The following is a 10,974-nucleotide window of genomic DNA, read 5'->3' as shown; positions in this document are numbered from 1 at the left end:
TTTTTAGGCTCCCACTTAGCATACAAGGTCACATCTTTATCAAGGGTAACACTTGTACCAGCCTTTTGTTTGAAATCAGGGTCCTTATACCAACCTGCAAAGGTGTAACCTACACGCGTTGGGGTAGCGCTTGTAACAGAAACTGACTGGTTGTAAAGTCCTGTTTGGTAGTCCACATAAGTGCCACCATTAGACTCGTAGTTCAAGGTGTAATGATTTCGTGTGTAGTAAACGTACAAATCTTGTCCTTTTTCTTTAGTCAATTCCTCAGGATCTGTTTTTTCAAAGGTCGCATAAGGATAATCTAGAACTTTTGGACTAACGATAGAGCCGATAACCCCGTGCGCAGTTACCTTTTCAATCTCACTATAGCCCTTGTCATCAAAGTCTTTCAACATATAATGAATGTTGTATTCAGATGATGCTGGAACGTACTGTATGCTCAACTCCATTTTCCCATCAGCATCACTCTTTTCAAGTAATTCCTCTTTGGTCAACTCGATAAGTGCTGTTTCAGGATAATAGGTCGCATCTTGTGGCAAGCTGCTATCATCATTTTTGCTGACCTTGGTTGAAGCTGGTGGATTGATGCGATAAGAGGTTTCGTTAGCTTCTAATTGGTAAATCTCAGTGTCAAAGGTAACATCATCACCCTTGCTGGTGTTGTGATAATAATAATGAACGGTTACCGTGTAAATCTTGATTTCCGTGTAAACAGCCTCAATGGTCATATCACCATTGACTACCGTGTCAGCCGTCACCGTTTCACCTGTTGCCTTATTTTGCCAATGGTCAAAATGGTAGCCTGTTTTGAATGGTGTAGCTGGCAGATTTTCCAAGGTTTCCCCATCTTTTTTCGTAACTGTTGTGATGGTTTCTTCCTGACCTTCTGCATTTTCGTAGACAAAGGTAAGGGTTCTATTTTCTGCTGCTTCTGTTGTTGTGGCAGAAGTTGAAGTCCCTTGGCCTTGGCTTGATGGACTCGTTTCTGAGCTGCTGCTTTCTGTGTCCGAAGTGGTTGCTTCAGATGATTGCTCTGTTTTTTCAAGCACTAAACCTTGCACAGAGAAAGAAGATACTGTATAAGTCACCTTAGTCTGTGATTCTGTCAAACTCACGCTTTCAGGATTGATAAGCTCTGTTTTACCTGCTGATGTGATATGTACCACTTTCAAGGCTTGCTCTTGACCAGCGAGGTTGTCCTTGGTTTGAAGGGTTACCTTCACTGGTGCTTGGGGTTGTACTTCCTTGCCTTGGTAGGTAAAGCTGATATCAAAGAAAGTCGCAAAGGCTAAAGATTTGCCATCAAGAGCTGCCTGAGCTTTTGCCAAAGCATTTTGGTAATCTTGGCTATCACTTGTTACTTGTTTAACCTTTAGTTCGACACCGACTGGCAATCGACTGCTGGCATCAAACACCGCTGATACAGTGTAGCCATCGCCATCAGCCGTCAAGGTTGTCGCTTCTTGAATCGTTGCTGGTGCGCTGGATTGTTCTTGCGCCTCAATCTGTGTGCTTGGTAGAGAACTAATGGCTGACGAACTTGCTAGTGTAGAAGAAGTCGCTGGCTCGGACGCCACTTGCGACACATTTTCATCGCTAGAAGAACTACTGGCAAGACTGATTCCTGGCTCTGAGCTCGCAGTGTCATTGTCAAGAGTGACTGCCCGCAAAATCAAGGCATAGGAAGTCATCACAAATACAAACGTTCCTATCACCAGAATAGCTTGCTTTCGCCGAAGGTGTTTCAACTTTTGCCAATAATGCCGTAAAACTTTTCTCATGATTTCTTCTCCTAGTCTTTGTTAGGTCAACAATCTGAATTTTGGCAATGGCCAAATCCTAACCAATAATTTCCCGACGATTTGCTCATTTGATACGGTTCCGATAGACGTGTTTCTTGAGTCGATAGACACCTTTCGGTTGTCCCCCATAACAAATAACTGCCCTTCTGGAACTTGGTAAGGAAAGGTTATGTTAGTTTCACCATAAGCCTTTTTTTTCAAATACGGTTCTTTGAGTTTTTTCTGATTGACATAAACATTTCCTTTACTATCCATATCAACCCAGTCGCCTTCTTCGGCAATCACGCGCTTAACCAAGACATTGTTATTGTAATAAAAAGCCACAATGTCTCCTGTGTCAAAGCTATTGGTTTTAAATGCCACAATCAAATCCCCTCTATCCAAGGTTCCTGACATGGATTTGCCGTAGATACGCAAAATAGGGAAAAACAGAATAGACATCAAAATAGCAAAGGCAGCCACCACGACCAAGATAGAAGACGTGCTACCGATACTTTTCCACAAACGGCGGCGGTAAGTAGCTTTTTGATATAAATCTTCAATCTCTGTGATTTCTGAATGGTAGTCTTCTTGACTAGTCTTTTTTTCCTTCATCTCCGTTACTCGTTTGCATTTTTACATTTTCCAAGTAAATATCTGCTACCTTTTGTGCCTCTTCAAAGATATTTGTCAAGCTAAAAGCGGCCTCTGCTAGAGTCCCCGCTTTTTGTATATTTATGTCGCGTTTCGCCAATTTGACAGATAAATCTGCTGTTTCTTGGCGTAAGCGCTTGATTTCTTCGTCTTGAGCTAAAATAATTTCATATAATTCGACTCGTTTGATTCGTTTTAACTTTCCTAAGTCCATGATTGACCTCACTCTCGTTTAGCAGAGTACACTAAAAATCTTCTCATGTCAAGGGATTTTTCTGAAAAAATTTAATAAATCCTCACCATACGGTATTTTTTCAGAAACTTTAATCATCTACCTTTTATCTCTTTGACGTAATGATCCGCGCGTGCAATTTCAATAGCATAAAAAATCATAACCAAGACCAAAGCAAGAGCTACCAACCAAATCGTTAGATCTTTTAGCCAAATGTAGGCCACTGCAGCTGTCAGAGCGCCAAGCATAAAACTCAATACAATAATAGTATAATTCACCACGTCACGCTTATCCTGAGGATTTTTGGCAGCACTGGTTGCATAATGATACCAACTCATTAACATCCTGCGGTAATTCCCCGAAGTCATCATAATGGTATAAGGTACGGTTTCGATTTTACTACCTGTAAAGGTCAGCATTAATAAACCCGTCCCAAAAGACAAAGCAATGATTTTGAACAAAAGTTGGTCAGACGGCAAAAAAGGCAACACCAAGCAGGCAATTAACATGAGCATCATGGCAAAAATCCGCCAATAAGGTGTTTGTGCCCGTTGTTTGTAAGCAATTCCTAGAACAAAACCAATACTAAAAACAATAATAGACGTTAATCTCGGTAAAAAATTATCTTGCTTTTCCGCAATCTGTGCTACCATCAAAACGATGTTCCCTGTCTGTGTCGCTACCAAGGTATGAAAACGCAAATGGCTATATACATCTACCGCACCACCAGAAAAACCCAGCAATAAAGCCACTCGCCTAAGGTCCTGTGGTAAAATATTTCTCTTTTCTTGATTATCCACAGCATATACTCCCAATTCTACAAAAAAACTCTAAAAGTCAACGGATCTTAACTTTTAGAGTTTGCACTAATCATACTTTTTAGACTAGCCAAGCAAAGTTACCAAAATTGGAATCACAATGACAAACAATAAGGTTGACGTTGTGACAACATTTGTTGCATATTCCACATCACCATTACCCTCATTAGCCAATATTGGTAAAACGGCCAAGCCTGGAACCGCTGCTTGCACCATAAAGGTCTTATACTCAATAGCTGGAAGATGACTTCCCCACAAGGTCAAGAGAAGAAACATAACTACTGGTGACAAGATATAGCGTCCCAAGAGTGCCAAAATGGTATCTCTATCAAAATTGATACTGCTCAAACCAGCTTTTGAAAGGACAATACCGATATAAATCAAAGACATCGGTGTCACGATATTACCAACATAAGTCAAGGTGTTGGTTGCAAAGGCTGGCACAGGAATGTTTAAGAGCAAGAAAACCAATGAAATAAGGAAGCCAACCAAAGGCGCTGGCAATAGTTTTCGCCAATTAAAGCCTGTTGATGATTTTCGTGTCGCATCTTTTGAGTCTTGAGCGATGAGAAGTGCTCCAAAGGCCCAAGTTGACACCGTATTGGTAATGTAATAAACCAAGAAATAAGAGATTGAGGCATCTCCAAAAAGAGCGATATTAAGGGGAAGCCCAATGAAAATAGTATTAGCAAACATATTAATCATTGTGCCTCGTCTTCCTGGACGTACCTTAAAAAGTTTAACCACTATAAAGGCGGCAATATAGGCAAGAATAACAGAACCAAAAGTATAGACAAGACCTGGTGCCACAGCAATCAATTTATCTAAGGTCAAGTATTTCAAAACCGATACAAAGATTGAGGCAGGTAAAGCAATGTTCATCACAAGTTTAGAAACATTCCCACCAAAGTCTGGTCCAAACCACCCTTTTTCATTGAGGTAAAAACCTAGGGCAATGATAAAGATAATGGGTAAAATATTTTCAATTGATGTTAAAATACTCATCTCCTGATACCCCCTAAATTAGTAGTTAGGATACCATTTAATGTCTTGAACGGCTTTTTCCATATCACCGTCAACTTGTGCCAAACCTTCTTCTTGTGCTGTTTTGGCTACGGCATTGGCAACTTAGATAGAGAACTCTGTCAAGCGAGAAACTGGTGGCAAGACAGGTGCTCCTGGTTTACCTGAGTCAACCAAACCACTAAGTGAGTGAGCTGCTGCACCAATCATTTTATCAGTCAATAATTTTGCTTTAGAAGCCATAACCCCTAGACCAAGACCTGGGTAAATCAAGGCATTGTTAGCTTGACCGATTTGGTAACAAACACCTTTGTATTCTACATCTGCTGCTGGAATACCAGTCGCAACGAAGGCTTTACCATCTGACCAACGAATCAAATCCTCAGCAGTTGCTTCAGCCAATTTAGTTGGGTTACTCAATGGGAAGATAATTGGGCGTTCTGTAAAGCTGCACATATCTTCAACGATTTCTTGTGTAAAGGTACCAGGTTGTGTTGACGTACCGACAAGAATAGTTGGTTTGACCGCTTTGACCACTTTTGAAAGTTCGGTTAATTCTTCGCTGTTTTCAAATTCTGAACGTTTACGCGCAAATGGTTTTTGTTCTGGTGTAAAATCATCCATGTCATCAAAGAGCAAACCTTGTTTATCTACCATGTAGAAACGACTGTAAGCTTCTTCTTCTGTAAGGCCTTGTTCCATCATTTCCAAAAGAACGCGGTGGGCAATACCTGCACCCGCTGTTCCTCCACCGAAGCAAAGGTAACGTTGGTCTGTTAATTTTTCACCAGTGATATCAAGCGCACCATAGATACCTGCTAGAGTAATGATACCAGTTCCTTGGATATCGTCGTTGAATGTTGGGATTTTATCTTTGTATTTGTTAAGGATAACAGCCGCATTGCTACGTCCGAAATCTTCCCAGTGCAAGTACAAATCAGGGAACAAATCTTCAGCTTCTTTAACAAATTGGTCGATAAAGTCGTAGTAAGCTTCACCACGGATACGTTTGTGGCGATTTCCTAGATAAAATGGGTTGTTTAATAATTCTTCGCGGTCTGTACCAGCGTCAATGACAACTGGTAAAACCGTTTTAGGGTCAATACCTGCTGCTGTGTAAATCATCAATTTTCCGACTGAAATATCCACACCTTGTGTACCCCAGTCACCAATACCTAAAATACCTTCTGCATCGGTTACAACGATAAGGCGGATATTACGATCGCCTGCTGCATTTTTAAGGGTATCAAGAATGTCTTCAGGGTGTTCAACAGAAAGGAAAGCCGCATATTGCGGATCAACAAACAAATCACTGTATTGTTCGATAGATTCTGCAATAACTGGATCGTAAACAATTGGGTTAAATTCAACAACGTGTTCGTTAAACAAATAGTAGAACAAGGTTCTGTTTGTGTTGAAAATTTCCATCAAGAAATGGCGTTTTTCCAAATCGATGATTTACGTTGATAGTGAGCATACGCTTGTTCTGCTTGTTCTTCAATGGTTTGAACTTTTGGAGGAAGTAAACCAACTAAACCAAGTTCTTTACGTTCTTCCAAAGTAAAAGCAGTTCCCTTATTCAAAAAAGGATCATTCAAAATGTCATGTCCTAACATAATAAATATCCTCTCTTTTAATAAATAAATTAGCAAACAAAATTACATAGGCATAGTACAACTTTTCACATAAAAAGTAAAGACATAGGTTCTGATATTTTTAAAAAAACGTACCCACCTCTAAACTCTGCCCAACAGGCATAAGAGCAAGAGGTTGGATACGTTAATCTTGGTCTAGTGTGCGATTGTCAATACGGTAAATCGCTAATAAATCACAGGCTAACCATGATGATTTCATGTAACTAATGTAGCGTGGTTGCCATTCTGGTGCAAATTTTTGCTTGTATTTACGCAATCCTTCAAACGAGTAAAAACGTGACGTGAAGGAATAAACAAGGAAACCAATGCGTTCTTGGATAAAACTGTCTTTATTGATTCCCACATTTGATAGCGGCGCCATGCCCAAATCAAAGTAGCGGTAGCCTTCTTCCTTGTAGTGCAAGAAGAGAGAAATAAAGAGGTAATCCATAACGCCAGATGGGCTTTCTTCCTTGTCATAACGCATTAAATCAACGGTAACAACAGATTCTTCTTCAGCTAGGATAATGTTGGCAAAAGCCACGATTTTTCCTTTGTCATTACGTACCAAAGCCATCGGCGTAATTTGCAAGTAATCTTCCTTGAAAAAACCTAGTGAGAAGCCTTTTTCCTGACGGCCATCCAGCCACGAATCTGAAATGCTGCGAAGCTGTGTGATTAGCTCAGGCGCATAAGGCGGTTGGATAATATCAAATGTGAAGCCTTCTTTTTCCACAAAGTTAAGGGCACGGCGGAAGCTCTTGCTGCTTTTACCCGTCAAAGTGAAATCTTGCAGATGAACCAAAGCAGACTCCCCAAATTTCATGAATTCAAACCCACATTCATGCAGGTAGAGGGTCAATTCTTGACCGATTTCATAAAAGACTGGCGAATAATTGAGGTCCCTAGCTGCTCGGATAAAGGCGTTGATAGCAGGCTGGAAGTTGTCCTTATCGCCAATCGGCTCGCCCATCACCACGGCTTTGTTATTATCCAGTGAAAATTGAAGCACAACACTTGCTTCTGGTTTATTAGGGTACCAAAACAGCTGCTTGTCCCCCAAGAATGGTAAAAATCTATCAGAGGTGTTGCCATGTGTGTCCAAAAACTGACGATAGGCTTCCGCATCGAAAGACTCGCCTAGTTTCTTAGAGCTCTTTCGCAAAAGGTGCACGATAATCGTGTAGCAAATACCCACGACAATAATCGTTCCAAGGAAAGAAATGGCAAATTTATTAAGCTGTAAAATTTCTTTGTGATGAATCAAATAATGCGGCATGCCTAGGAAAAGGTAGCTAATGATTAAGCCTAGAAAAATCACGCTATCTTTCAGCAAGGATTCCCAAGAATAAATCAAACGGTCAACAGTCAGGTTATTTTTGAAGAAAACCAATAACAGTAACAAGATAATCAAATAAAGCGACGTGAAATTGCTAAAGGATTTGGCATTTATCCAAATAAGCGACACGAAAATGAGCCCAATGCCAAAAGGCAGTGCTTGACGCACGCGCTCTAACAAAGAACGCCCTAAAAGAATGTAAAGACTTCCGATTAAGATACTTGGAAATTGCCAAATGAGGTTGGCATGAATAGGATTCATCTGTTTCAACCAGTGAATTTGATTGACCTTCTCTGGAATGGTAGCTGATAACACGAGGAAAATCCCAAACAAAACCACCAAACCATAAATCAAACGTCTTAGCAAAGTAACGGTTAATTCTTTTGGAATGCCTTTGTAGTGGTCGTTGATGGTTTTACCAAGATTTTTAACAAATAGCACCACCCCAAGGGCAAATGGCAAAATATCGTAAACCATACGGTAAAGCAAGGTCCACAAAATTACGTCAGTGCTGGCAAATCCCATCATGGTCAAAGCTGTCATCATAGTCAAATCAAAACTTCCGATTCCACCAGGAATGAAAGAAATCATCCCAAACAAAATGGCTAAGATGTAAGCTCCAGCAACTTGGACAATTGAAAAATGGAAGCCCATCAAATACCCAACTGCAAGGAATGACCCAACACAACCTGACCATTCCAAAACAGAAATCAAAGTTAATTCCAAACGCACCTTTCGCTCAACATTACCAAAAAAGGTGAGGTTTTCCCTTGATGATATCCACAAGACGACTGGGAAATAAAAGGCTGCTACCACAAAAATAATCAAAAAACGGTGTAGATAGGAGCCTTCTGTGAACAACCCTGCAAACAGCAAAATCACTGTGGATAAGACAGACAAACCAGAGCTAAAATAAGGGAGCAGACGGGACAAGACCTTGATGCTTTTCCCGTTGTCAATGCCGTCACTGTACAAGGCTAGACGCAAACCAACATCTACAATTCCACCAAAACCAATCATATTATTTATGGTGTTGATACTCCAACTATTTTCAATAATGTACTTTTTAGAGTGCGACGTCCCAAGCAAACGGTTGAAAATAACGTCATAACCAATCATCGGCATAACGGCCACTAAGCCAATCAAAATCATTAGAACGATATTGAAAGGGGGAATGCTAGCAAAGGCTGACTGTAAGGTCGGCCACGAAATGGTTTTAGACAATCGGAAAAATTCGACTAAAACCAAGATGAAAATCGATAAACTAAATCCTATTTTGATCTTGGATTCATTGGTTTTGAAAAAATTGATGACTTTCTTCATGCGTTCTTATTCTCCTCTAGTTGCGTCAAAAAGTGATTCACTTCCTTATTAAAACGTTTGGGACTGAGGTAAGCCATATTGTGCAGACGAAATGGCACTGAAACCAAATGACCATTACCAAGATGATTAGCAATTTCAAGCGAATGCTCATAAGAAATCAAGTCCCATCCACCAATCAAGACCAAGGATGGAACGGTAACACGAGCTAAATCATTCAGATGAATAGGCATATCCTCCATCATCAAACGCATATTTATTATATAATTTTCCAATTGTGGGAAATACGGCAACAATCGCTTCATCACACGATACAAAACGTGTGTGGACAATCCAGCATACCATTTCTCACCATACAGGCGAACGTTTCCAGCATTTAAGACCAAACCTGTCACCAAGTCAGAGTATTTCAAAGCAATAGTCAAAGCCAAGTTTGCCCCGTCACTATAACCAATGAAAGTAGCCTTGTCGATGCCCAATTCCTTCAGCGCATAAGCAATATCATCTGCCATCAAATCAAAGGAATTGACCGCCTTTTCATTAGTTGATTGCCCATGACCTCTGCTGTCAAACAAGACCAACTGGTATTTTTGAGAGAAATAAGGAATTTGTTTGCTAAAGTAATGGTAATTGCCGTTATTACCGTGTAAAAAGACTAAGGTTTCACCCTCACCGACAATCTGATAATGCAATTGTGAACCGTCAGGTAAAGGGATAAAGGTTTCTGATTCAGTATCCTTACTGGCATCTCTACGGCATTTGATAAGCAGCAACAAGCCAATGCTTAACAAAACAGGAAAGAGATAGGTTTTTGGAAAACCAATAAAAGAATAGACAATCATGCCTGCTGTTAGCGGTGCATTCATGGTAATTCCCAAGAAACTACAAGCAGCAACGGCTAGATAGATTTGAGATGGGTCATTAAAACCAAAAAGAGCAGCCACCAAGCACACCACCTCTCCAAAAGCAACTCCCAGTGAAATCGATGGCGTCATTGTCCCACCGTAAGACCCAAATCTCAAGCAGAGTAAGACAATGGCGTATTTACATGTAAATAAAACCAAGGCATCAGGCAAACTCAAGCTGTCAAATCCAGCTTGCACCAAAGGTGCCCCATTCCCCAGCAATTCTGGAAAACGATAACTTTGCACAGCAAGAAGGACAAAAACCAAAGGCAATTGCCATAAAATGCGACTATCTTTGGTGCGATTTTGGCTGGCGTGTTTACTAATACGGCTAAACAAACGCGCCACAGGTATGGTCGCAAAGGTTAAAATAACCGTCACCACAAAAGTCACCCAAGTCACAGGCTGAGGATTGACATGGTAAAGCGGTGCATCGCTAATTCTCAAGTGGGCAATAGCTGTCGCTCCATAAGTCGTGATGAAAGCCACCACCACATTTAAAGCCGTCAAAGGAATGCCAAACACTTCAAAGACAAATATCAAGCTGGCAAAAGGAATTTGGTAAATGGCTGCTAAACCTGCTGCCGCCGAACTCGCCACCAAAACCGAACGCTGGTCACTATCTAGCGGAATTTTTCTAACCAAATGCGTTGAGAACAAACTCCCTAATTCACGCGGAGCCACTTCTTTACCAACAGGCGCCCCCATACCAACCGTGATAACTTGCAAAAACAAATGCCCTAATTGTCGCCAAAAAGGGGGATATTCTTCTATTTCTGATTGAGGTGAAATTTGCTTTTTCAAAGGAATTAGACGTCTTCCTTGCCTCTGAAGAAAATACCACCCCAAAGCACTTAGCAAACCAGAAACCAAAACAATGCCGCTACGTTGCAGCGCTGGCACGGTGTATAAAATGTCTTCCCAAAGAAAATCAAAAAGATCATGCAACACAATAGCGCCTAAACCAACTAGAATAGCCATAACAAGCGCTAATAGTATTAGCCTAATCTTATTTCTACTCGTAAATACTGTATCCATACCTTCTTACCTTAAACCAATTGAAAAAGTTAGTTGTCCTTAACAAATCTGTTAGGTGTATCAGAAATATTCTAACATAAAAACGAACGAACTGCACCTTGTACTTGTCAAAGATCAGTTATTATCTCTATTATGGTATCACAAAAGCCCCGCAAAAGAAAAAGACCGTCATTCTGATAGGAATGGCGGCCTTTTTGTTGCAATAAAAAGGGCTCTATAATTTCTGT

The 10,974-nt window shown here is 40.6% G+C and carries 7 protein-coding genes and 1 pseudogene; all 8 read right to left on the bottom strand.

The annotated features are described in order from the left end of the window. A partial coding sequence (locus tag B3473_RS00990) for an InlB B-repeat-containing protein (RefSeq protein ID WP_293650994.1) occupies window positions 1-1,784 on the bottom strand: 1,784 nt, incomplete at its 3' end. A gap of 21 nt (window positions 1,785-1,805) precedes the next feature. Further along, entirely contained in the window at window positions 1,806-2,399 is a 594-nt protein-coding gene (lepB, locus tag B3473_RS00985) for a signal peptidase I (RefSeq protein ID WP_154454949.1), read from the bottom strand. Then, the gene (locus tag B3473_RS00980; protein ID WP_154454954.1) at window positions 2,380-2,652 is read right to left on the bottom strand and encodes a DNA repair protein; all 273 of its coding nucleotides are present in this window, start codon (window positions 2,650-2,652) and stop codon (window positions 2,380-2,382) included. Before B3473_RS00980 ends, lepB begins: the two co-directional genes overlap by 20 nt. Window positions 2,653-2,765: 113 nt before the next feature. Beyond that, a complete protein-coding gene (locus B3473_RS00975) occupies window positions 2,766-3,470 on the bottom strand; it encodes a YoaK family protein (protein ID WP_235281011.1) in 705 nt (234 codons plus the stop codon). An 84-nt stretch (window positions 3,471-3,554) separates the two neighbouring features. Then, complete coding sequence (locus B3473_RS00970) at window positions 3,555-4,493, bottom strand: AEC family transporter (protein ID WP_293650993.1); 939 nt, start codon at window positions 4,491-4,493, stop codon at window positions 3,555-3,557. Window positions 4,494-4,511: 18 nt separating this feature from the next. Next, window positions 4,512-6,127: pseudogene (locus B3473_RS00965) on the bottom strand (malolactic enzyme). Between the two features lie 163 nt (window positions 6,128-6,290). Continuing rightward, window positions 6,291-8,807, bottom strand: coding sequence for a bifunctional lysylphosphatidylglycerol flippase/synthetase MprF (gene mprF / locus B3473_RS00960; protein ID WP_235281009.1), 2,517 nt, complete (start codon window positions 8,805-8,807; stop codon window positions 6,291-6,293). Beyond that, window positions 8,804-10,747, bottom strand: a complete 1,944-nt coding sequence (locus tag B3473_RS00955) for an alpha/beta fold hydrolase (RefSeq protein ID WP_264879545.1) — start codon at window positions 10,745-10,747, stop codon at window positions 8,804-8,806. Before B3473_RS00955 ends, mprF begins: the two co-directional genes overlap by 4 nt. Window positions 10,748-10,974 lie beyond the last annotated feature (227 nt).

Origin of the sequence: Streptococcus sp. UBA632, from assembly GCF_002300045.1 — a bacterium.
In the GTDB taxonomy this organism is placed as follows: domain Bacteria; phylum Bacillota; class Bacilli; order Lactobacillales; family Streptococcaceae; genus Streptococcus; species Streptococcus alactolyticus.
This window is presented reverse-complemented; position numbering and strand designations above follow the sequence as displayed.

What these genes read in the sequence shown, in the direction of transcription:
- B3473_RS00970 (WP_293650993.1), bottom strand. Translation starts at nt 4,493, where the DNA reads ATGAGTATTTTAACATCAATTGAAAATATTTTACCCATTATCTTTATC.
- lepB (WP_154454949.1), bottom strand. Translation starts at nt 2,399, where the DNA reads ATGAAGGAAAAAAAGACTAGTCAAGAAGACTACCATTCAGAAATCACA.
- mprF (WP_235281009.1), bottom strand. Translation starts at nt 8,807, where the DNA reads ATGAAGAAAGTCATCAATTTTTTCAAAACCAATGAATCCAAGATCAAA.
- B3473_RS00980 (WP_154454954.1), bottom strand. Translation starts at nt 2,652, where the DNA reads ATGGACTTAGGAAAGTTAAAACGAATCAAACGAGTCGAATTATATGAA.
- B3473_RS00955 (WP_264879545.1), bottom strand. Translation starts at nt 10,747, where the DNA reads ATGGATACAGTATTTACGAGTAGAAATAAGATTAGGCTAATACTATTA.